The organism is Pseudomonas sp. WJP1, assembly GCF_028471945.1.
GTDB lineage: Bacteria > Pseudomonadota > Gammaproteobacteria > Pseudomonadales > Pseudomonadaceae > Aquipseudomonas.
Window position 1 is genome coordinate 2855226 of the sequence record NZ_CP110128.1, and the last position, 20894, is coordinate 2876119.

At 62.9% G+C, this 20894-nt stretch carries 20 protein-coding genes and 2 pseudogenes; 6 read left to right on the forward strand and 16 right to left on the reverse strand.

Features of this window, described 5'->3' with window-relative positions; all coding sequences use genetic code 11:
• Positions 1 to 14 precede the first annotated feature (14 nt).
• Positions 15 to 644: a hypothetical protein gene (locus OH720_RS13005; RefSeq protein WP_180206074.1), complete on the reverse strand. Its 630-nt coding sequence runs from the start codon at positions 642 to 644 to the stop codon at positions 15 to 17.
• 230 nt (positions 645 to 874) lie between these two features.
• Between OH720_RS13005 and OH720_RS13010 the strand changes: the two genes are divergently transcribed.
• Positions 875 to 1303 (forward strand): TOBE domain-containing protein, encoded by a 429-nt coding sequence (locus OH720_RS13010; protein ID WP_272605939.1) that lies wholly within the window; start codon positions 875 to 877, stop codon positions 1301 to 1303.
• Positions 1304 to 1492: 189 nt separating this feature from the next.
• On the opposite strand, the gene OH720_RS13015 is transcribed toward OH720_RS13010, so the two are convergent.
• Positions 1493 to 2281 (reverse strand): alpha/beta hydrolase, encoded by a 789-nt coding sequence (locus OH720_RS13015; RefSeq protein WP_272605940.1) that lies wholly within the window; start codon positions 2279 to 2281, stop codon positions 1493 to 1495.
• 52 nt (positions 2282 to 2333) lie between these two features.
• Between OH720_RS13015 and OH720_RS13020 the strand changes: the two genes are divergently transcribed.
• From OH720_RS13020 to OH720_RS13030, 3 genes are all read left to right on the forward strand, one after another.
• Entirely contained in the window at positions 2334 to 3611 is a 1278-nt protein-coding gene (locus OH720_RS13020) for an NTP/NDP exchange transporter (protein WP_272605941.1), read from the forward strand.
• Positions 3612 to 3621: 10 nt separating this feature from the next.
• A complete protein-coding gene (locus OH720_RS13025; RefSeq protein WP_272605942.1) occupies positions 3622 to 4566 on the forward strand; it encodes an aldo/keto reductase in 945 nt (314 codons plus the stop codon).
• Between the two features lie 105 nt (positions 4567 to 4671).
• Positions 4672 to 5325, forward strand: coding sequence for a peroxiredoxin (locus OH720_RS13030; protein ID WP_008061088.1), 654 nt, complete (start codon positions 4672 to 4674; stop codon positions 5323 to 5325).
• A gap of 885 nt (positions 5326 to 6210) precedes the next feature.
• On the opposite strand, the gene yghX is transcribed toward OH720_RS13030, so the two are convergent.
• The 6 genes from yghX to OH720_RS13060 all read right to left on the reverse strand — a co-directional run bounded on the left by yghX (position 6211) and on the right by OH720_RS13060 (position 13214).
• Positions 6211 to 7098: a YghX family hydrolase gene (yghX, locus tag OH720_RS13035; protein ID WP_008065924.1), complete on the reverse strand. Its 888-nt coding sequence runs from the start codon at positions 7096 to 7098 to the stop codon at positions 6211 to 6213.
• A 54-nt stretch (positions 7099 to 7152) separates the two neighbouring features.
• Positions 7153 to 7554: a heme-binding protein gene (locus OH720_RS13040; RefSeq protein ID WP_272605943.1), complete on the reverse strand. Its 402-nt coding sequence runs from the start codon at positions 7552 to 7554 to the stop codon at positions 7153 to 7155.
• Between the two features lie 18 nt (positions 7555 to 7572).
• Positions 7573 to 8793, reverse strand: coding sequence for a glycolate oxidase subunit GlcF (gene glcF, locus OH720_RS13045; protein WP_272605944.1), 1221 nt, complete (start codon positions 8791 to 8793; stop codon positions 7573 to 7575).
• 3 nt (positions 8794 to 8796) lie between these two features.
• Complete coding sequence (gene glcE / locus OH720_RS13050; protein WP_272605945.1) at positions 8797 to 9861, reverse strand: glycolate oxidase subunit GlcE; 1065 nt, start codon at positions 9859 to 9861, stop codon at positions 8797 to 8799.
• Positions 9861 to 11360 (reverse strand): glycolate oxidase subunit GlcD, encoded by a 1500-nt coding sequence (glcD, locus tag OH720_RS13055; protein WP_272605946.1) that lies wholly within the window; start codon positions 11358 to 11360, stop codon positions 9861 to 9863. Before glcD ends, glcE begins: the two co-directional genes overlap by 1 nt.
• 90 nt (positions 11361 to 11450) lie before the next feature.
• A complete protein-coding gene (locus OH720_RS13060; protein ID WP_272605947.1) occupies positions 11451 to 13214 on the reverse strand; it encodes an L-lactate permease in 1764 nt (587 codons plus the stop codon).
• 178 nt (positions 13215 to 13392) lie between these two features.
• Here OH720_RS13060 and OH720_RS13065 point away from each other — a divergent pair, with 178 nt between their 5' ends.
• A complete protein-coding gene (locus OH720_RS13065; RefSeq protein WP_008065918.1) occupies positions 13393 to 13629 on the forward strand; it encodes a hypothetical protein in 237 nt (78 codons plus the stop codon).
• A gap of 129 nt (positions 13630 to 13758) precedes the next feature.
• Here the strand turns inward: OH720_RS13065 and OH720_RS13070 are convergent.
• The 8 genes and pseudogenes from OH720_RS13070 to OH720_RS13105 all read right to left on the reverse strand — a co-directional run.
• Positions 13759 to 13911, reverse strand: a pseudogene (locus tag OH720_RS13070) (aldehyde dehydrogenase family protein); the annotation flags it as partial.
• A 176-nt stretch (positions 13912 to 14087) separates the two neighbouring features.
• Positions 14088 to 14447: pseudogene (locus OH720_RS31870) on the reverse strand (transposase); the annotation flags it as partial.
• Between the two features lie 467 nt (positions 14448 to 14914).
• Complete coding sequence (locus OH720_RS13080) at positions 14915 to 15334, reverse strand: organic hydroperoxide resistance protein (protein ID WP_272605949.1); 420 nt, start codon at positions 15332 to 15334, stop codon at positions 14915 to 14917.
• Between the two features lie 161 nt (positions 15335 to 15495).
• Positions 15496 to 16263 (reverse strand): phosphonate ABC transporter, permease protein PhnE, encoded by a 768-nt coding sequence (gene phnE / locus OH720_RS13085; protein WP_272605950.1) that lies wholly within the window; start codon positions 16261 to 16263, stop codon positions 15496 to 15498.
• A complete protein-coding gene (locus tag OH720_RS13090; RefSeq protein ID WP_272605951.1) occupies positions 16260 to 17087 on the reverse strand; it encodes a PhnE/PtxC family ABC transporter permease in 828 nt (275 codons plus the stop codon). Before OH720_RS13090 ends, phnE begins: the two co-directional genes overlap by 4 nt.
• On the reverse strand, positions 17081 to 17878 hold the full coding sequence (locus tag OH720_RS13095) for a phosphonate ABC transporter ATP-binding protein (RefSeq protein WP_272605952.1): 798 nt from the start codon (positions 17876 to 17878) through the stop codon (positions 17081 to 17083). The genes OH720_RS13090 and OH720_RS13095 overlap by 7 nt, the downstream gene beginning before the upstream one ends.
• Entirely contained in the window at positions 17875 to 18726 is an 852-nt protein-coding gene (locus OH720_RS13100; RefSeq protein WP_272605953.1) for a putative selenate ABC transporter substrate-binding protein, read from the reverse strand. The genes OH720_RS13095 and OH720_RS13100 overlap by 4 nt, the downstream gene beginning before the upstream one ends.
• A 105-nt stretch (positions 18727 to 18831) precedes the next feature.
• Positions 18832 to 19701: a LysR substrate-binding domain-containing protein gene (locus OH720_RS13105; protein WP_272605954.1), complete on the reverse strand. Its 870-nt coding sequence runs from the start codon at positions 19699 to 19701 to the stop codon at positions 18832 to 18834.
• A 136-nt stretch (positions 19702 to 19837) separates the two neighbouring features.
• Here OH720_RS13105 and OH720_RS13110 point away from each other — a divergent pair, with 136 nt between their 5' ends.
• Positions 19838 to 20890: an agmatine deiminase family protein gene (locus OH720_RS13110; protein ID WP_272605955.1), complete on the forward strand. Its 1053-nt coding sequence runs from the start codon at positions 19838 to 19840 to the stop codon at positions 20888 to 20890.
• The last annotated feature ends 4 nt before the right edge of the window (positions 20891 to 20894 follow it).

The following is a 20894-nucleotide window of genomic DNA, read 5'->3' on the forward strand; positions in this document are numbered from 1 at the left end:
GGCCTCGCGCCGTGTCAGAACTTGTCGGGGAATTGCTTGACCAGTGCCGCGGTCAGTGCGTCTGCCAGCGCCAATATGTGCGTGCGCATCATCGACCAGGTACGCGCTTCGCCGGCGTAGTCGTGCGCCGCGAATTCATCGATCTGGGCGATGTGGTGACCGCCATGGGCCGACAGCAGATTGACCAGCGTCGCCTCCGGCAGATTCGGGTTGGCCCCGGCCAGGAACGCTGCAATCGCCTTGGCGTTGCTGGTCAAATCCGCAACGGCGGCCTGTTTGCCTTTGCTGTCCTTGGCCACCGTGGCGTCGCTGTAGTGTTTCACCGCGCCCCAGTGACCGGCAAGCAGCTTGAGCAGTTGATCGGCGGCTGGTTGGCCATAAAGTGGTGCGATGCTGTTGGCTATTTTAGTGGCGTTGTCGACCACCTGGTCCGCCGCCACTTTTGCCTGCTGGCGGTCTGCGGCCTGGTTGGCGAGCGCGTAGTTCCTGATCCAGAAGATGTGCTCGACCCAAAGGTCGCGCAGCGCCAGGCGCGTGGTCAGCGCGGCGCTGTCGGCGGTTGGAGCAGCCGCGGGAGCGGTCTGGCTCCAGGCTGGTTGCGCCAGGAAAGCCAGGAGGATCAGTGCAAGGATCTTGATATTCATGACAGCACCCTCTGAGAGTGGGAACGTTCGACAATATCAATTAAAGCATATAAATATGTTTTTATTGGGTGTGGTTGAAATCGCCGATCAGCGGTGCTGTAAGAGGGATAGAACCAGCTGGTCGGCTCGCCCACGTAAACGCTACGAGAGCGCTATGGTGGTTCCTACACAGCGTTTATGCAGGTAATCTGATAAAAAACTAACTCCAAAGTCAACAAAGGATGCTTCCCATGAAAGTCAGTGCACGCAACGTATTCAAAGGCCAGGTCAGTGACGTTCAGGCCGGCGCGGTCAATGCCGAGGTGAGCCTGACCCTGCCCGGCGGTGAGCAACTGGTGGCCGTCGTGACCATGGAGAGCATCAAGAACCTGGGGATTGCCGTCGGCAAGGAAGCGATCGCCCTGATCAAGGCGCCCTGGGTGATGTTGATGACCGAGTCCGATGACATTCGCCTCTCGGCGCGTAACTGCCTGCAGGGCAAGGTGCTGAGCGTCAACGACGGCGCCGTCAACGCCGAAGTGGTGATCGAACTGGCGGGCGGTGCGAAGGTGTATTCGATCGTGACCCGCGACGCCGTCGCAGAACTGGGGCTGGCACCGGGTGTCAGCGCTACGGCGGTGATCAAGGCTTCGCACATCATCCTGGGCGTCCCGGCCTGACGGCGAATCCGGCGAACCCGGCGAACCCGGCGAAAAATATGACACGGCCTGACAAATCCACCGCAGCGTCTGGTTCGCCTGTAGGAGCCAGCGGGCGGCGTTCCGACTTGCCGGCGAAGAACGATAACGCGGTCTTGCAGATACACCGCAGTGCTTCGGTTCGCCGGCAAGCCTGGCTCCTACAGCCAGTTACAAACCATCCTCCAGCGCCTTGAGGTATTCAGGGCTGTTGCCGATCGAGTTGTGCCCGGTGCCCGCAATCACCTGCAGCGTCGCCACGCCCGGAGGGAAATGGCTGTAGAGCCGCCGGGTGCTTGCCCCTGGAATCACTTCGTCGTGCTCAGCGGCGAGCAGGCGCGTCGGCACCGTGATGTGCGCGGCGTAGCGCCAGGATTCGAATTTATCCTTCAGCAGCCACTGCACCGGAAGCCAGCGGAACTGGCGCTCAGCCAGCTCCTCCAGGCTGTTGTAGGGCGTGACCAGCAGTAGTTTCGCCGCCGGCCGATAACTGGCCAGGCGCACCGCAACCCCCGAGCCCAGGCTGCGCCCGACCACGGCAATCTGCGGGTGCTCGGCGTAGACCTTGTCGAACAAAGTCATGGCATCGCGGGCAAGCGCTTCTTCTGAGGGGGAACCGCTGCTGCCGCCATAGCCACGGTAATGCAGCAGGTACAGGGCATGGTCGGGGAAGGCCCGGTCGAACGCCGGCAGGCTGCGCGAAACGTCCTCGGCATTGCCGCCGAAATAAATCAGCGCCTTGGGGCCGACATGCGGGCGCACCGACACCAGCACCTGCGCCTCGTCGACCGGCAACGTCAGCAACGTCCCGGGCGCATCGACGGCGCGGGGCTGCGGGTAGTAGATGAGCGCGCGCTGAAATACGAACAGGGCCGCGCAGAGCGCCAGGTACAGCGCAGCGGCGATGACGACGAGTAACACCAGGGTTCGGGACATTCGGCTAACGTTAGTGGGCGACATTGACGGCTCCGGGGTGCCGTCAAAGTGTAGCTGGCGGCATAGGAGGGCACCGATGCCCATCGCGCTCAAGTGGCTCAACGTGTTGCCTGCGGAAAGAGCGGCCCTGGCCCTGGGTTTTGCGTTCCATTTCTGTGTGCTGGCCAGCTATTACCTGGTACGACCGTTGCGAGATGCCTTGGGTCTGGAAGGCGGCGTCGAAAAGTTGCAATGGCTGTTCACCGCCACCTTCTTGGTGATGCTGCTGATGGTGCCGGTGTTTGGCGCGCTGGCATCGCGCCTGCCGGCCACGCGCTTCGTGCCGTTGATCTACCGCGCGATCGCCGTGTCGATGCTGGTGTTTGGCCTGTTGATCGGCAACCACGTCGCGCCGGTGGCGGTCGGGCGGGTGTTCTTTGTCTGGATCAGCCTCTACAACCTGTTCATCGTCTCGATTTTCTGGAGCGTGCTGGTCGACCGTTTCTCCAGCGAGCAAGGGCGACGGCTGTTCGGCTGCATCGCGGCCGGCGGTACCCTGGGCACCTTCATCGGGCCCTTACTGGCGGCGACCATGGCCACTCGTCTGGGCCCGCTGGCGTTGACCGTCGGTGCGGCGCTGCTGCTGGAACTGGCGGTACGTTGCTATCGGGGGCTGCTGGCGCAGACGCAATCGCAGCAGGGTAACCGCTTATTGGACGAACGGCGCCTGGGCGGCAGCATGCTCGCCGGGATCACGTTGATCCTGCACTCGCCTTATCTATTGGGGTTGGTGGCCTTCATGCTGTTGCATACCAGCGCCGCGACTTTGTTGTATTTCGAGCAGGGACGGATCGTCGCTGGCAGCTACGCTGATGTAGGCAGCAGGACGCAATTTTTCGCCGTGGTCGATTTGCTGGTGTCGGCGCTGACCTTGATCTGTCAGTTGCTGCTGACGGCACCGTTGATCCGCCTGCTGGGCATCGGCGGCGCGCTGCTGGCGTTGCCCCTGGCGACCGTCGTGGCGTTTTGCGCCATGGCACTGGCGCCGGTGCCGGCCAGCGTGGCACTGGCCCAGGGGCTGCGCCGCGCGGTGGAGTTCGGCATTGTGCGGCCGGCGCGGGAAGTGTTGTGGACGGTGGTCAGCCGTGAAGAGAAGTACAAGGCCAAGAATGTGATCGAAACCCTGGTCTATCGTGGCGGTGACGCCGCCAGTGGTTGGTTGTCGGCCGGTTTGACGGCCCTGGGCGCAGGCTTCGGCCTGGTCGCGCTGGCGGTCGTGCCGGTGGCGGGAGTGTGGGGCGGGTTGTGCCTGTGGCTGGCCAGGCGCCAGGCGCGAATGGCCGAAGCTGGCCCACAGGAGCCGGGCCACCGGTGAGGGAAGCGTCATGAACCATGCGCAAGGTTTGACCCGCAGGCAAATACTCACGCTGGCTGCCGCGGCTTCGGCGGTCTTCACGCTCGGCCCGAGCGGTGCGCAAACCTCGCCAGCGGCGGGAACAGGAGGCAAGACCATGATGACCCGCGTCATTCCTTCCAGCAAAGAGCCTTTGCCCGCTGTCGGCCTGGGCACCTATCGCGGCTTCGACGTGGCGCCTTCGGATCCTGCATACCGCAGCTTGTCCGCCGTGCTTGACGCGCTGTTCGACAAGGGCGGCAAGGTCATCGACAGTTCACCGATGTACGGCCGCGCCGAGCAGACCACCGGCGAGCTGCTGTCGATTCACGAGCCACGATCGCCGGCCTTCCTGGCGACCAAGGTGTGGACCCGTGGGCGCGAGGAAGGCATTGCGCAGATGGAACAATCGTTCAGGTTGCTGCAGACCGACCGCATCGACCTGATGCAGATCCACAACCTGCTGGACTGGCAAACCCACCTGCCGACCCTGCGCCAATGGAAGGAAGAAGGGCGCATTCGCTACATCGGCATCACCCATTACACGGCGTCGGCCTATGACGAAGTGGAGGCGCTGCTCAAGGCCGAGCCACTGGACTTCCTGCAGATCAACTACGCGCTGGATGACCGCGGCGTCGAGAAACGCATCCTGCCACTGTGTCGCGACCGCGGCGTGGCGGTGATCTGCAACCGGCCGTTCGGCGGCGGTAACTTGATCGCGCGATTGAAGGGCAAACCGTTGCCCGGCTGGGCCGCCCAAGTCGGGATCAAGAGCTGGCCGCCCCTGGCCCTCAAGTTCCTGTTGTCGCATTCGGCGGTGACCTGCGTCATCCCCGGTACCGGCAACCCGCGCTACATGACGGAAAACGCCAGCGCCGGTTTCGGCCCGATGCTCACCGATGCGCAGCGTCATCAGTTGATCGCCTTGGTGGATTGACGCTAACGCAAGTTTTGCCAGTCAGGTTCCTGACTACACTGATTGAGGTTTGAAAAACCTGAGCATGCAAGACATCCCCGACCATTACCCAAAAGGAGATCGAACATGACTATCCGCATTGGCGATGAGGCACCGGATTTCACCGCCGACAGTACCGAAGGGCCGATCCGCTTCCACGAATGGATTGGCGACAAATGGGCCATCCTGTTCTCGCACCCGAAAGACTTCACCCCGGTCTGCACCACCGAGCTGGGCTATATGGCCCGGTTGAAGCCGGAGTTCGACAAACGCAACACCAAGGTCGTCGGCTTGAGCATCGACCCGGTCAGTGATCACCATGCGTGGATCGGCGACATCGAGGAAACCCAGGGCCATGCGGTCAACTATCCGATGATCGGTGACGACAACCTGGTGGTGGCCAAGCTCTACGACATGATTCACCCCAATGCCAGCGGCGGCCAGCGCACCGCCGTGGACAACGCCACGGTCCGTTCGGTGTTCATCATCGGCCCGGACAAGAAGGTCAAGGCGATGCTGATTTACCCGATGAGCGCCGGGCGTAATTTCGACGAAGTGTTGCGCCTGCTCGACTCGCTGCAACTGAACGCCAAGCACACGGTCGCCACGCCGGTGAACTGGCGTCCGGGTGAAGATGTGATCATTCCGACGTCGGTGTCCGATGAGGATGCCAGGAAGAAGTATCCGGATGGGTTCAAGACCCTGAAACCGTATTTGCGCGTGGTGCCGCAACCCAAGTAGGCCCTGGTGGCTGGCCTGTACACCGCTCCTGTGGGGACGGTGTGCAGGGAATGCTGTTCGATTAATCATAGGAATGTATGTAAAACGTGGGGTGTACATATCCATTCCTGCGGTAACGGCCACTTATGGTTTCGCCCTTACGGCGAGTCACTTGGAAAAGCCCCAAGTAACCAAGGGCTCTTGCCCTTGGCGTTCGGCCCCTCGCTAAGGCTCGGCATGCCCTCGCTCCGGTCCTGCTCCGTGGGTCGCCGCGATGGGCCATCCATGGCCCAGCGCGGCTAAACCGGCATCCATGCCGGTTTACCCACTGCGCAGAACCTCCACTCGGCCTCTCGATGGGGCAAGAAAATCAAAAGCCAAAGCAACGGCCAAAGCGAGGCGGCCTTACAGCCGACCTAATTGGTAGCCGTACGCGTTCCTCCTGTAGGAGCCAGGCTTGCCGGCGAAGAACGATAACGCGGTACAAGAGACACACCGCAGCGTCTGGTTCGCCGGCAAGCCTGGCTCCTACAGGGGATTGGGGTTTCTGGAAAAAATCAGGTCGGCTTTAAGGCCGCCTCGCTTTTGTTTTTGATCTGGGTGCCCCGTTAACCACGATGGCCGAACGCAGGCATTGCGCAGTGGGTAAACCGGCAGGACGCCGGTTTAGCCGCGCTGGGCCATGGATGGCCCATCGCGGCGACCCACGGAGCAATGCCGGAGTGAGGGCATGCCGAGCTCTAGCGAGGCACCGAGTGGTGGGGCATGCCTTTTGGTTCCTTTTTGGCGTTTGAAAAAGGGACTCGCCGTAAGGGCGAAACCATAAGTGGCCGTTACCGCAGGAATGGATATACACCCAATCCAAATAAGCACCTGCAGCCCCCCAACCTGAAGTGAACAGTTCGATCACACCAAATATTTACGAAACCACCCCAGCGTCCGCTCCCACGCCAGCTTCGCCGCCGCCTCGTCGTAACGCGGTGTGGAGTCGTTGTGAAAGCCATGGTTGGCGCCGGGGTAGATATAGGCTTCATAGGTCTTGCCGCCGGCCTTCAGCGCCTGCTCATAGGCGGGCCAGCCCTCATTGATTCGCGTATCCAGTTCACCGAAGTGCAGCATCACCGGCGCCTTGATCCGGGGCACATCCTTGGCGTCCGGTTGCCGGCCGTAGAACGACACCGCCGCGCCCAGTTCCGGGTAAGCCACGGCTGCCGCGTTAGTGACTCCACCGCCATAACAGAAACCGGTGATGCCGACTTTTCCACTGGCGTCGGGATGCTTCATCATCCACTCGACGGCGGCAAAGAAGTCATTCATGAGCTTTTGCGGGTCGACCTTTTCCTGAAGCGCACGGCCCTTGTCGTCGTTGCCCGGGTAACCGCCGACCGAGCTCAGGCCGTCCGGGGCGAGGGCGATGAAACCGGCCTTGGCCAGGCGCCGCGCAACGTCTTCGATGTAAGGATTGAGCCCGCGGTTTTCATGGACGACCACCACCGCCGCGACCTTGCCGGCGGCTTTTGCCGGACGCACCAGATAGGCCCGCACCTGCCCGTTGCCCTTGGGCGAGGGGTAAGTCACGTACTCGGCGATGATGTCCGGGTCGGTGAACTCGACCTGTTCGGCAAGGGCGTAGTCCGGGCTCAGGGATGCCAGCAGTGCACTGGCGGTCAAGCCGCCCAAGGTGAACAGCGCGGCGCGGTCGAGAAATTCGCGCCGGTTGATCAGGCCATGGGCGTAGTAGTCGTAGAGCTCCAGCAATTGCGGGGAAAAGTCTTTTGCAGTGAGACGGGTCATCGGTGCGCTTCCTCTTCGGCGGATTGATGGCTCTTGCTGCGACATGCCCTGTGTTCAACCGAGACACTGCGCCCCGGCTTTCGCTACCTGTGCATCCTGTTCGGCCCTGACCCCGGAAACCCCGACCGCGCCTATTACCTGGCCGTCGACCGTGATTGGCACTCCGCCTTCGAGGGAGGTCAGCAGCGGGGCCGACAGAAAGGCCGTACGCCCGCCATTGACCATCTCTTCATAGCCTTTGGATTCACGCCGCCCGAGGGCCGAGGTGCGGGCTTTTTCGGTGGCGATGTAGGCACTGATGGGCGGCGCGCCATCGAGGCGTTCGAGGGCCAGGGGATGGCCGCCGTCATCGACCACCACAATGGTCACCGGCCAGTGGTTGGCCTGGGCTTCGGTGCGCGCGGCAGCGAGAATCTGGCTGACTTCAGCCTGGCTCAGGACGGCTTTGTGGTTCATGGCGTTCTCCATTGGGCGCTATTGGGACAGGGCGTCTTCGACCAGTTCGATCCAGTGCCGCACGGGGGTTCTGCCCGCACCGTCGAGGTGCGACTGACAGCCGATGTTGGCGGTGACGATGACTTCAGGGTAGCCGCTTTCCAGGGCGTTCATCTTGTTGTCGCGCAGTTGCCGGGCCAGTTCCGGTTGGGTCAGCGAATAGGTGCCCGCCGAACCGCAGCACAAATGGCTGTCGGGAACGCTGGTGAGGTTGACCCCCAGGCGGATCAGCAGTTTTTCCACCGCGCCACCGAGTTTTTGCGCGTGCTGCAAGGTGCAGGGACAATGGAACGCCACGCGGTGGGCGTTGTGGATGCCCAGCTGTTCCAGCGGTTCGTCGCGCAAGACTTCCACCAGGTCCCGGGCCAGCGCGCTGACCCTCCTGGCTTTTTCGGCATAGACCGGGTCGCGTTCGAGCAGATGCCCGTAATCCTTGATAAAGGCACCGCAACCGCTGGCGGTTTGCACGATGGCTTCGGCACCTTGTTCAATGCCCGGCCACCAGGCGTCGATGTTGTGCCGGGCGCGATCGAGGCCGGCGGCCTGGGCGTCCAGGTGATAATCCACGGCGCCGCAACACCCGGCCTCGCGGGCCGGCATGACGCTGATGCCCAGCCGGTCCAGTACCCGGGCGGCGGCCACGTTGGTATTGGGCGACAGGGCCTGTTGCACGCAACCTTCGAGCATCAGCACCTGCCGGGCATGGCGGGGTGCGGGACGCTGCTTGGGCGCCGGGAGGTTGCGCGGCAGTTTGCTTTGCAGGGTGCCGGGCAGCAGCGCGCGTAATGTCTGGCCGCTGTTGACCAGGTGCTTGAACAGGTCTGGATGCGGCACCAGCGTACGCAGCCCCTCGCGCAACAGGCGCTGGCCGATCGGACGCGGCACCGCCGCATCGACCACGGCCCGGCCGATGTCCAGCAAGTTGTGGTAATCGACCCCCGAAGGGCAGGTGGTCTCGCAGTTGCGACACGACAGGCAGCGATCCAGGTGCTGCTGGGTTTTTTCCGTGACCTCATTGCCTTCCAGCACCTGTTTGATCAGGTAGATGCGTCCGCGCGGGCCATCGAGTTCATCGCCAAGCAATTGATAGGTCGGGCAGGTGGCGTTGCAGAAACCGCAGTGCACGCAGGTGCGCAGGATGCTGTCGGCTTCTTCGGCACGGGGCAATCGGCGGGCGCGTTCGCTCAAGGTGGTCTGCATGATTCATAACTCCGCGTACAGGCGTCCGGGGTTGAAGATGCCCTGGGGGTCGAGTTGCCGCTTGAGGCTCTGATGGTAGCGCAGCAGCGCGTCGGGCAACGGCTGGAAGGGCGTGTCGGTGAGCCCGTGGCTGTAGCAGGTGACGTGCCCGCCGGCCTCTGCGACGACCTGGCGAATGAACCTGGCCTGGGCATCGGACTTGAGCCAGCGCTGGGCGCCGCCCCAGTCGATCAGTTGCCGACCGGGCAGGGACAGTCGCGGTGTGTTGTTGGGCACGGACAGGCGCCACAATGGCTGGTCTTCGTCGAAGAACGCTAGGCGCTGTTCGTTGAGATCGGCCCAATACGCAGCGTCGAGCACCTCGCCACCCAGGCGTTCATGGGCCGCCGCCACCGAGCCTTCGCCGCCCTCGAGCCGCAGGTGCAGGCGCTCACCGTCATGACACGCAGCGCTGATCGGCAGCGGTTGCTGGCCCCATTCCGCCAGGCGCAGCAGGGCATGCTCGGCGCTCATTTGCAGGCTGATGCTCAGGGCCTGCCGGGGCTTGGGCAGGACCTTGAGCGAGACCTCGGTGATCAGGCCCAGGGTGCCGTAACTGCCGGCCATCAGGCGCGACAGGTCGTAACCGGCGACGTTCTTCATGACCTCGCCACCGAAACGCAAATGCTTGCCGAGCCCTGTGATCACCCGCGTGCCCAGCACGAAATCCCTGACCGACCCCGACCACGGCCGACGCGGCCCGGACAACCCGCAAGCGATCATGCCGCCGACGGTGGCGTCATCGCCGAAGGCCGGCGGTTCGCAGGGCAGCATCTGCTGCGCGGCGTCCAGCACCTTGGCCAGTTCCGCCAGTGGCGTGCCGCAGCGCACAGTGATCACAAGCTCGGTCGGGTCATAGCGCACGATGCCCCGGTGCGATCGTGTATCGAGTATTTCCCCCGCCGTCACGCGGCCCAGGAACGCCTTGCTGTTGGCGCCCTGAATCCGTAGCGGCGTGGCGTTGGCCAACGCCTGGTTGACCTGCTCCAGCAGCGCAACGCTGTCATCGAGATCAGCGGGTGGGTGCATCAGAAACGCTCCAGGTCAGGGAAGGGCAGTTTTCCTGCGTGCACATGCATGGCGCCAAACTCGGCGCAGCGGTGCAGGGTCGGTATGTTCTTGCCGGGATTGAGCAGGCCGCCGGGGTCGAATGCCGCCTTGACCGCATGGAACAGGGTCAGCTCATCGCTGTTGAACTGCGCGCACATCTGATTGATCTTTTCCCGGCCCACGCCGTGTTCACCGGTAATGCTGCCGCCGACCTTCACGCACAGCTCGAGGATCTTGCCGCCCAGGGCTTCGGCGCGATCCAGTTCGCCTGGCGTATTGGCATCGAACAGGATCAGCGGATGCATGTTGCCGTCCCCGGCATGGAACACGTTGGCCACCCGCAGGCCGTACTCCGCCGAGAGTTCGGCGATGGCCTTGAGCACGCCCGGCAGCTCACGGCGCGGGATGGTGCCGTCCATGCAGTAGTAATCCGGTGACAGGCGGCCGACCGCCGGAAAGGCGTTCTTGCGCCCGGCCCAGAAGCGCACGCGTTCGGCCTCATCCCGGGCCTGGCGCACTTCGGTGGCACCGGCCTGCTCCAGCACCTGGCGCACGCGATCGCAATCGTCACGCACGTCGGCTTCGACGCCGTCGAGTTCGCACAGCAGGATGGCCTCGGCCTCCACCGGGTAACCGGCGTGGATAAAGTCTTCGGCGGCGCGGATGGCCAGGTTGTCCATCATCTCAAGGCCCCCGGGAATGATACCGGCGGCAATGATGTCGCCGACGGCGCGGCCGGCTTTTTCCACGGAGTCGAACGCCGCCAGCAGCACCTTGGCGGATTGCGGTTTGGGCAGCAACTTGACCGTGACCTCGGTAATCACGCCAAGCATGCCTTCGGAGCCGGTGAACAAGGCCAGCAGGTCCAGGCCTGGGGAGTCCAGGGCGTCGGAGCCCAGGGTCAGGTGTTCGCCGTCGACGGTGAGGATGTCGACCTTGAGCAGGTTGTGCACGGTCAGGCCGTATTTCAGGCAATGCACGCCGCCGGCGTTTTCGGCGACGTTACCACCGATGGAACAGGCGATTTGCGAGGACGGGTCGGGCGCGTAGTACAGGCCGTACGGTGCGGCGGCCTGGGAAATCGCCAGGTTGCGCACCCCCGGCTGCACCCTGGCGGTACGGGCGGCGGGGTCGATCTGCAGAATCTGGTTGAAGCGGGCCATCACCAGCAGCACGCCTTTTTCCAGGGGCAGTGCGCCGCCGGACAGACCGGTCCCGGCGCCTCGGGCGACCACCGGGACCCGGCGTTCATGGCACAGGCGCAATACGCCCTGCACCTGGGCAATCTCGCGCGGCAGCACCACCAGCATCGGCGTGGTGCGGTAGGCGCTCAGGCCGTCGCATTCGTACGGTTTGAGTTCTTCGCGCTGGTGCAGGATCTCCAGATCGGGCAGTTGCGTACGCAAGGCCTGCAACAAGGCGGCCTTGTCGACGTCTGGCAGAGCGCCATCAACGCGTTCATCGTAGAGAATATTCATAGTCGTTTTACGATACTCCGTTCATGAAAGCCCGGGCGATTGCCCGGGCTTTTTTAACAGAGTTGCGCGAGCAACCCGGGTGGTGCCGAATCAATGGCCGCCCACCACCATATGGCTGAACGGAGCCACGTAGGCCTGCAACGTCACCAAGCCGCCGACCAGAATCGCCAGGACGATCGAGTGGAAAAACACATAGCGCAGGATTTCCCCTTCATGGCCATACCAGCGGGTGGCGGTGGAGGCGACCACGATCGACTGGGCGTCGACCATCTTGCCCATGACCCCGCCAGAACTGTTGGCGGCGGCCATCAACACCGGGCTGAGCCCCAGTTGCTCGGCGGTGACTTTTTGCAAACCACCGAACAGCACGTTGGAGGCGGTGTCCGAGCCGGTCAGGGCCACGCCGAGCCAGCCCAGCAGGGTGCCGAACATCGGATAGAAAATCCCTGTCGCGGCAAAAGCCAGGCCCATGGTCGCGTCCAGCCCCGAGTAGCGGGTCAGGAAGCCCAGGGCGAGCATCGCGGTAATGGTGATCAGTGAGTAGCGCACCACCCACAGCGTGCGCAGGTACTGGTGAACCAACTGCGGGATGGAGTAGCCCATCAACAGCCCACCGAGGATCGCCGACAGCAGGATGCCGGTGCCGGTGCTGGTGAACCAGGTGAACTTGTAGATCGCTTCTTCGGTCTTCGGCGCGGGCACCACGGGCGGAACCTTTTCGATCTGCTGGTGAATCGTGGTGAAGGTCAGGATCGGGGCGAAAATCGGGTTGGCCTCGCGCAGCGGTTTACCCTGGGGGTCGAGTTTGGCCGTGCTGGTGGCCGGATCGATCGCCGGGCGGGTGTCAAACATGTTCTTGAAGCCTTGGGTACCCCAGGCGAAAACGAAGACGGTGAGGATGATCCACGGCATCCAGGCGCGCATCACCGCGGGCTTGGCATCGCTGGCAAAGGTGGCGCTGGCGACCGGTTTTTCGTCGTGCTCCTCGGCGATGGCCGAGTTGTCGACGCGCCCGGACAGGGCCGCAGAGGTATGCACGCTGGCCGGTTTCCACACCTTCAGGAAGCCTGTCAGGCAGGCCATGGAGATCAGCGCGGCGATCACGTCCACCAGCATCGGCCCGTGATAGTTGGACACGATGAACTGCGGAACGGCAAAACTGACCCCGGTCACCAGGATCGCCGGCCAGATTTCCAGCATCTTGCGCCAGCCGGCGAAAGCCCAGATCAGCCAGAAGGGCACGATCACCGAGAAGAACGGCAATTGCCGACCGACCATCATCGACAGCTCCATTTCATCGAGCCCGGTGACTTTGGCCAGGGTGATGATCGGTGTACCCAGGGCTCCGAAGGCCACGGGGGCGGTGTTGGCGATCAGCGCCAGGCCCGAGGCCGCCAACGGTGAGAAGCCCAGGCCGATGAGGATCGCACCAGTCACCGCCACCGGTGTGCCGAACCCCGCCGCGCCCTCGAAAAAGGCGCCGAAGCAGAAAGCGATCAGCAGCAATTGCAGGCGGCGATCGTCGGTGATTCGCGCCAGGGAGTCCTGCAGCACTTTGAACGAGCCGTTCTCGGTTGTCAGCCGATGCAGGAAAATGATGTTCAACACAATCCAGCCGATGGGCAGCAAACCGTTGGCGGCGCCGTACAACGCGGCCGACCCCGCCATGTCGGCGGGCATGCCGAAAGCGAAAATCGCGATCACCAGGGCCGATGCCAGGGCGAGCAGTGCCGCCAGGTGTGCCTTGACATGGAAGAACGCGAGGGCTGCCAGCATCACCACCACCGGCACGGCGGCCATGAGGGTTGAAAGCACCGGGTTGTTGAACGGATCGTAGATTTGCTGCCAGACCATGTTCCACCTCTGCTTTTTATTGTTGGGAGTGCAGCCCCTTGGGGGGGGAGGTGGCCTCTAGTATAGGTGGCATTGCGCCGCTGTCAGGGCGCGGTCGCCGTCGCCTCGATCAACGCTTTGCACGCGCCTGAGCTAGCATTGCCGATAGGTCGAAACCAGCCACGGGAGGAGAGCAGCAATGACTGAGCGCCATATCGAGCACAAGGAGACGCTTTCGAACGGATGCAAAATCAAGGTCACGGCCGAGATCCTGAAGGACGGCTCGTTGGGCATGTTCATCGGTGTCTACCGACCGGATGGCTCGGCCATTGACGAAAACCACGATCCAAAACCACATATGCTGGACATGGAAGCGGCAATGGACTGGGGGATCGACATTGCCAAGGGCATTGGCAATAGCCAGAGGACGCTGTAGCGGATGGCGGGGGATTGGGTGTGCCGCCATCGCCTGTAGGAGCCAGGCTTGCCGGCGAACCAGGCGATGCGGTGTCTTAGACAGACCGCCCTTCGCGGGCACGTCGGATCGCCGCACCCGCGATGCTTTTTAGTGCTTGAACCTCACATGCCGAACAACGGTGTAATCCGCCAACCCATACATCGACATGTCCTTTCCATACCCCGACAGCTTCTGCCCACCATGGGGCATTTCGCTGACCAGCATGAAGTGCGTATTCACCCAGGTGCAGCCGTACTTGATGCTGCTGACCGCGGCATCGACCTGGGCCTCGCTGGCTTCGTTGATTTCCACCAGCGCACGGCCCAGCGCGGGGTTGAACACCGGTTGGGCGGGGCCTTCGCCGGTGAGCAGTTGGCGCTTGATCAGGAGTTGGGTTTGCATGACATCGTTCTTTTCAGAACTGTTGTTTTTTCCCCCAAGGCCTGGGTTTTCGAGAAGCCTCTAGCCAGATAGGACTCGTAAAACGGTTTCCATTTAGGCGAGCGACACGCCGCCATTGCGGCGTTGTACGCCAGGCGGCGAACTTCCGGGTCGCCTTTCTTGGTCAGATGCCGCAGGCCACTCTTCTTGCCGGCGTCATCGACTCCCGGGTCCATTCCTAAAAAAGCGATAAACGCGGCGCTGTTCGCAAAATCTCCCCGCATAAAAGTCGTCGCCAACCTGGTTGCAGTCAGTTCGCCAACGCATTCTATGGCTTTGCAGCGATTGATATTCTCCTCAAGCCCGGCCTCTTTGCTGACCTTGTGTAGTAGTTACTGAATAGCCTGATCCGCTTGCTAGAACGCCTTCTGCTGAGTAGCCTTTGACACTCCGAGGAGTGACCGAACAGGGACTAACGGGCAATATTATTTTTCCGAACTTCGCCAGTTTTCGCAGGACCAAATCGATCTAAAAATACCGACCCACCCCCCGAGTGTTTTGCTACTCTGAAGTTGTAGGTGAAAACGCAGACTGATGCGCAAGCGGATAGCGAGGACGCGTGGGGCGCGCTCCGAAGGGTACACGGTTAGAAAGATCTCCGCGCTGAGATCCAGCCCTTATGCCGTGTGAAGCAGGACAGCGCTTATTGCTGTTGCTGTGAGAGTCCTGATAAACCTCGTAAGCCAGAGACCAGCGCTGGCCACCTACTTGGCTCTTGAAGCCGACTTGTGCAGCTGAATATATGCAGCTAGCCAAGATCAAATGCCCCGACTTCCGGGGCATTTGTTTGTCTGGCATTTACTACCGAGTATTCAATACCGGCTTACACCAGGTTGATCGTGACATCGATGTTGCCACGGGTTGCCTTGGAGTACGGGCAGGTCTGATGCGCCGCGTCCACCAGCGTCCTGGCCAGCACGGGGTCCAGGCCCGGCAGGCTGACGTTCAAGCGCGCCTGGAGGAAGTAGGCGTTGCCGGTATTGCCCAGGTCCACTTCGGTAGCAACGCTCACGTCAGCTGGCAAGCTCACCTTCAACGCAGTGGCTGCCTTGCCCATGGCGCCGATGAAGCAAGCCGACCAGCCCGCACCCAACAGCTGTTCCGGATTGGTGCCGCTACCGGAAGAACCGGGCGGGGACAGCTTGATGTCCAGACGCCCGTCGTCACTGCGCGACTCACCTTGACGGCCTCCGGTGGTGACGGTCTTGCCAGTGTAAAGGACGGTTTCGATTTGATTGATCATGGAAGTCTCCTGCTGAGGTTGGGGTGCTTCAGCCCTCGCTGAAGGGCGACCCGCCTACTGTTTCATCTGCATGTCAGGCGAATGTGTCTTGAACCGACGGTTGTGTATCGCTGTGTAGGTTCGCCAGCGATCAATACAGACTGATACAAATCACCGGGACCTCAGGCTTTCACCCAACGCTGGCGACTCCAACTGCTCAGGGTGTCGACGGCAAACACCAATACCAGCATCGCCAGAATGACCGTGCTGGCCTGGGCCTCCTGGAACAGGCTGAGGCTCAGGTAAAGCATCTGCCCCAGGCCGCCGGCGCCGACGAAACCGAGCACGCTGGCCATGCGGATGTTGTTTTCCCAGCGGTAGAGGATGTACGCCAGCAACTGCGGGAACAGATTGGGCAGGGTGCCATAGCAGAATGCAAAGATGGCGTTACCGCCCTGCAGGCGGATCGCATTGGCAGGTTCCGGCGGGGTGTTTTCCAGCGCTTCGGCAAACAGCCGGCCGAGCACACCGGTGGTGTGCAGCGCCAACGCCAGGGTGCCGGCATTGGGGCCGAGCCCGGCGGCCAAGACCATCAGCACCGCCCACACCAACTCTGGAATTGCGCGCAAGGCATTGAGCATCAGGCGCGACAGGCCCTGCAACGGCCAGCCGAATCGACCGGCCGCCGGCAACGCCAGCAGCAAGCCGAACACCGTCGCCAACAACGTGCCCAGGGCCGACATCGCGAGGGTTTCCAGCGCGCCTCGGGCAATGGCCTGCAAATGCCCCGTGCTCAGGTCCGGGCTGAGAAAACGCTGCACGTAGGCGGCCATCTGTTTCAGGTTGGCGCTGGCGCCCAGTTCACCGAGGTCGATGCCCAGGTAGCGGAACGAAGCGAGCACCGCGGCGCCGATGCCCAGCACCAGCAGCAAGTTGACCAGGCGCTTCACGCCAGCCTCCAGCGCAGCAGCCGGCTCAGTTGATCGGCGAACAACACCAGGACGAGGAAGGTCAGCAACAGGCTGGCCACTTCACCGCCGGCGAACATGCGCATCGACAGGTCGATTTGTTGGCCCAGGCCACCGGCTCCGACGAAGCCCATCACCACCGAAGCGCGAATCGCGCATTCCCAGCGGTACACCGTGTACGACAACAGCTCCGCCGCGACATTGGGCAGGATCCCGTAGCAGAACGCCGCGAGTCGACCACTGCCGGCTTGCAGCAGCGCGTGGGCGGGGCGCTGGTCGACCGACTCGAAGATTTCCGCGTAGACCTTGCCCAGCATGCCGCTGTAGGTAATGGCGATGGCCAGCACCCCGGCCGTCGGACCCAGGCCGACGGCGCGCACAAACAGCAGGGCCCAGACGATTTCCGGCACGCTGCGCAGGAATATCAGCACGCCGCGTACCGGCCAGCGCAGCAGTTGCCCCCAAAGACTGGGGCGACCGGCGCGGGACGCTGCCGACAGCGACAGGGCGCGGCTGGCCAGCAGGCTGGCGGGGATCGCCAGGAGCAGCGCCAGGGCCATGCCGGCCGTGGCGATGGCCAGGGTCTGCAAGGTGGCTTGCCACAACAGCTGGAGGAATTCTGCGCCATGGGCGGGCGGCCAGAAGGTCGCGACAAAGCGGCCCATTTCGCTCTGGCTGTCACTGGCCAGCAACACGCGCAGGTCCAGTTCGCTCAAGCGCATGCCCGGCCACAGCAGGGCAATCGCCAGCAGGCTGAGCAGCAGGCGTGGCCGGGCGGCGGGATCTCGGGTGTCACGGCTCAGCATCGGGGAATCTGCACGCTCAAGGGGGGAACCGGGGCTGGCGAGGGCTGCAATTGTTCGTTGGCGTAGAGGGTATCGAGCCGCTCGCGGTCGACGGCGCTGGCCGGCAGGTCGAAGAGGATCTGCCCGTCACGCAAGCCGATGATCCGCGAGAAGTGCGCCAGCGCCAGCTCCACCGCGTGCAGGCTGGCGACCAGGGTGACGGCGTGCTCCCGCGCATGCTCACAGAGGACCTTGAGCGTATGGCCGGCCAGCACCGGGTCCATCGCCGATACCGGTTCGTCGGCCAGCAACACCTCGGGCGCCTGATACAGCACCCGGGCAATGCCCACGCGTTGCAGTTGGCCGCCGGACAATTGCTGGCACTGGGCGAAGAGCTTGTCGTGCAGGTCCAGCCTGGCCAATGCCGCGCGAGCCCCCGGAACATCCAGTGGATGCACCAGGTTCAACAGGCTCTTGCCCAACCCCCATTGACCGATTTTTCCCGCCAGCACCGCAGTGATCACTCGCTGCCGGGGTGGCAGCGGCGGCGCTTGATGCACCAGGCCGATGCGCGCGCGCAGGCGTTGGCGCTGGCGGGCCGAGAGGTGCCAGGGTTGTTCACCCAGCACCTGCAACTCGCCGATGCCAGGGCGCAGGCCGGTGGCGAGGACGTTGAGCAGGCTCGACTTGCCCGCGCCGGATGGGCCGATGATGGCGACCTGTTCACCGGCTTCGATGTGCAGGTCCAGGCTGCGCAGGGCCTGTACGCCGTTGGCGTGGGTGAGGCTGACCCGGGTCAGGTGCAAGGTCATTTGAGCAGGTCGGCGGCGCGAGCGGCTTCCTCGATGCCCTTGTAGTTTTCGGGCCGGGTCTCGATGAAGCGGCTGGCGGCCTGCAAGTCCAGGATCGCTTTTTGCTCGGGGTTCGCCGGGTCGAGCGCGAGGAAAGCGGCCTTGATCTTCGCCGCCAGCGCCGGGTCGAGGGTGCCGCGCACGGTCCAGTTGTAGTCGTAGTAGGCCGGCGTGGTGGCAAAAACCTTGACCTTGTCGGTGTCGACCTTGCCGGCCTTGACCAGTTTTTCCCAAACGCTGGCGTTTAGGACACCGGCGTCGACCTTGCCCGCCTGGACCCAGGCAACGGTGGCGTCATGGGCGCCGGAGTAGCCCACGCGACTGAAGAACGTTTCCGGCTTGATGCCGTCCTGCAGCATGAAGTAACGCGGCATCAAGCTGCCCGAGGTCGAAGACACCGAGCCAAAGGCGAAGGTCTTGCCCTTGAGGTCGGCGAGGGATTTGACGTTCGGGTCGGCGGTGATGAACTTGCTGGTGAACTGGGCATCCTGTTCGCGCTGTACCAACGGTATGGCATTACCGGTTTTCAGGCGCGCCTGGACGAAGGTGAAGCCGCCCAGCCAAGCCAGGTCGATCCGGTCGGTGGCCAGCGCTTCGACCACGGCCGGATAGTCGCTGACCGGCACGAACTCGACCTTCATCCCCAGTTGCTGTTCCAGATAAGCGCCCAGGGGCTGGAACTTGCGCAGCAGTTCGGTGGGGGCTTCATCCGGAATGGCGCTGACCTTCAAAGTGTCGGCAGCCTGGGCCAGCAGGGTGGAAAGCGACAGGGTCAGGCCGACAGCCAATGCCAGGGTGCGTTTGAGCATGGAAGTTCTCCGGTTCATGAGCGCAGGTAGGTGCAAGCGCCTGACACACAGGGATAGCGGCCGGGCGCCTTTTGAGGGTAGACGAAGTGCGGCGATGTGTTCCCGCTACCCGCATTCCGGGCTTTGGCCTTGCAGCTGGCGCATCAACCATTCGCTGAAACTGCGTGCACTGTTCTCACTGTCGCGATGGGTTAGCAGGGCCCAGTTCGGCCCGCGGATGCTGTGTTCCACCAGCGGTTGCAACAACCCGTTGGCGCAGGCCTGCCGGCTCAACAACTCACTCACCAGCGCAATGCCGAGCCCCGCGCAAGCGGCATCGAGCAACAGGCCGGGGTCGGAGAAGTTCATCCCCTGATCCTGCTGGCCGACATCGATGCCAGCTTCCACCGCCCAATGACTCCAGTCCATTTCCCGCTCGCCGTGAAGGGTCGTGCGCTGTTCCGCAGGCAAGGCCAACACACTTGGATGACAGGCCGGAAACAGGCGGTCGGCGTGCAGCACCCTGAAGCTGCATTCAGCCTGGGAGCTGATGTCGTCGCGCAGCGCCAGGTCGATGGTCTGGGTGGTCATGTCCGGGACTTCGTCGGTGCTGAAAATCCACAGATCGACCTCTGGGTGCTGTTGGCGAAAGTCTCCCAGGCGTGGCAGCAGCCAGTGACGGGCGAACGCTGGCGTGGTGTTGAGCACCAGTTGGTTGGGTTTCTGGTACTGGCCGAGGCGCCGAATGCCCACTGCCAGTTGCTGCAGCAGCGCCTGGGTGGTGCTGAGCAGGTCATGGCCGGCATCGGTCAGGCTGACGCTGCGCCCACTGCGGAAAAACAGCGGTTGTTCAAGGTACGCCTCAAGGCTGCGGATCTGCTGGCTGATGGCGGACTGGGTAAGGTGCAATTCCTCGGCAGCCTTGTGGAAACTGCCCAGCCGGGCAGCCGCCTCGAAGCCGCGCAAGGTACTGAGCGGCGGCCAGTGTTTGAGCATATCGATAAGTTCCTCTAATCAGTTGTGCGCAAAATCCATCGTTTGTTGCGCCGTTTTTACAGCCGTAGCATGCATGACAACGCCGACAAGCTGTTTTTCATTGAACACAATAACTTAACTGAAAGGGCTTTTTGTCATGCAGCAGAACGAATCTTTAAACAGCGGTTGGATGATGCCCGCCGAGTGGGCCAGGCACGCCGCGACCTGGATGGTCTGGCCGCATAACAAGGCACTCTGGGAGTCGGGATGGGGCGTCACGCTGCCATTGGTTCAGGAAGACTTCGCTCGCGTTGCCAACGCCATTGCCCGTTTTGAACCGGTAAAAATGGTCGTCGACCCGTCGGCGGTCGCCAGTGCCGAACGCTTGTGTGGTCCCAACATCGAATTGATCGAACTGGCGGTGAACGACAGTTGGTGCCGCGACTCCGGCCCGAGCTTCGTTTGCCATCCGCAACAGGGCCTGGCCGGCGTGAGCTGGCGTTTCAACGCCTGGGGCGGCAAGTCGGCACATGAGCTGGACGAAGGCCTGGCGCGCCGCGCACTCAATCGCCTGGGGCTGCCGTGCTTCGGCACACCCCTGAGCAATGAAGGCGGTGCCATTCATGTCGACGGGGAGGGTACGCTGATCACCACCGAGTCGGTCTTGCTCAACCCCAATCGCAACCCGGGCATGAACAAGGCGGAGATGGAGGAGATCTTTGCCCGCCTGCTGGGGGTGAAAAAGACCATCTGGTTGCCGGGCGATCCAGACTATGTCACCGGTGACATGACTGACGGCCATGTCGATGGCGTTTGCGCCTTCGCCCGACCTGGCGTGCTGCTGGTAGACGCCACCCACGACCGGCAGTCGGTGTATGCAGAAGTGGCCCGCGAAAACCGCCGTGCCCTGGAGTTGGCCACCGATGCGCGAGGCCGCAGGTTCGAACTGATCGAACTGTATGAGGCCAGTGAGGCGGTGGACACCGAGGCGCAAGTGTTCTGCGCTTCCTACACCAACTTCTACATCGCCAACGGCGCCATCATCATGCCGGCCTATGGCATCGAGGCGGACAACGCGGCGGCCGAAGTGTTGGTGCAGGCATTCCCCGGACGCGAGGTGGTGCCGGTGCGCATCAACCACCTGGCCCATGGTGGCGGCGGGGTGCATTGCATCACCCAGCAGCAACCTGCCTGGCCGGTGGAGGGTTGATGCC

What these genes read in the sequence shown, in the direction of transcription:
- OH720_RS13005 (WP_180206074.1), bottom strand. Translation starts at nt 644, where the DNA reads ATGAATATCAAGATCCTTGCACTGATCCTCCTGGCTTTCCTGGCGCAA.
- OH720_RS13010 (WP_272605939.1), top strand. Translation starts at nt 875, where the DNA reads ATGAAAGTCAGTGCACGCAACGTATTCAAAGGCCAGGTCAGTGACGTT.
- OH720_RS13015 (WP_272605940.1), bottom strand. Translation starts at nt 2,281, where the DNA reads ATGTCGCCCACTAACGTTAGCCGAATGTCCCGAACCCTGGTGTTACTC.
- OH720_RS13020 (WP_272605941.1), top strand. Translation starts at nt 2,334, where the DNA reads ATGCCCATCGCGCTCAAGTGGCTCAACGTGTTGCCTGCGGAAAGAGCG.
- OH720_RS13025 (WP_272605942.1), top strand. Translation starts at nt 3,622, where the DNA reads ATGAACCATGCGCAAGGTTTGACCCGCAGGCAAATACTCACGCTGGCT.
- OH720_RS13030 (WP_008061088.1), top strand. Translation starts at nt 4,672, where the DNA reads ATGACTATCCGCATTGGCGATGAGGCACCGGATTTCACCGCCGACAGT.
- yghX (WP_008065924.1), bottom strand. Translation starts at nt 7,098, where the DNA reads ATGACCCGTCTCACTGCAAAAGACTTTTCCCCGCAATTGCTGGAGCTC.
- OH720_RS13040 (WP_272605943.1), bottom strand. Translation starts at nt 7,554, where the DNA reads ATGAACCACAAAGCCGTCCTGAGCCAGGCTGAAGTCAGCCAGATTCTC.
- glcF (WP_272605944.1), bottom strand. Translation starts at nt 8,793, where the DNA reads ATGCAGACCACCTTGAGCGAACGCGCCCGCCGATTGCCCCGTGCCGAA.
- glcE (WP_272605945.1), bottom strand. Translation starts at nt 9,861, where the DNA reads ATGCACCCACCCGCTGATCTCGATGACAGCGTTGCGCTGCTGGAGCAG.
- glcD (WP_272605946.1), bottom strand. Translation starts at nt 11,360, where the DNA reads ATGAATATTCTCTACGATGAACGCGTTGATGGCGCTCTGCCAGACGTC.
- OH720_RS13060 (WP_272605947.1), bottom strand. Translation starts at nt 13,214, where the DNA reads ATGGTCTGGCAGCAAATCTACGATCCGTTCAACAACCCGGTGCTTTCA.
- OH720_RS13065 (WP_008065918.1), top strand. Translation starts at nt 13,393, where the DNA reads ATGACTGAGCGCCATATCGAGCACAAGGAGACGCTTTCGAACGGATGC.
- OH720_RS13080 (WP_272605949.1), bottom strand. Translation starts at nt 15,334, where the DNA reads ATGATCAATCAAATCGAAACCGTCCTTTACACTGGCAAGACCGTCACC.
- OH720_RS13090 (WP_272605951.1), bottom strand. Translation starts at nt 17,087, where the DNA reads ATGCTGAGCCGTGACACCCGAGATCCCGCCGCCCGGCCACGCCTGCTG.
- OH720_RS13095 (WP_272605952.1), bottom strand. Translation starts at nt 17,878, where the DNA reads ATGACCTTGCACCTGACCCGGGTCAGCCTCACCCACGCCAACGGCGTA.
- OH720_RS13100 (WP_272605953.1), bottom strand. Translation starts at nt 18,726, where the DNA reads ATGCTCAAACGCACCCTGGCATTGGCTGTCGGCCTGACCCTGTCGCTT.
- OH720_RS13105 (WP_272605954.1), bottom strand. Translation starts at nt 19,701, where the DNA reads ATGCTCAAACACTGGCCGCCGCTCAGTACCTTGCGCGGCTTCGAGGCG.
- OH720_RS13110 (WP_272605955.1), top strand. Translation starts at nt 19,838, where the DNA reads ATGCAGCAGAACGAATCTTTAAACAGCGGTTGGATGATGCCCGCCGAG.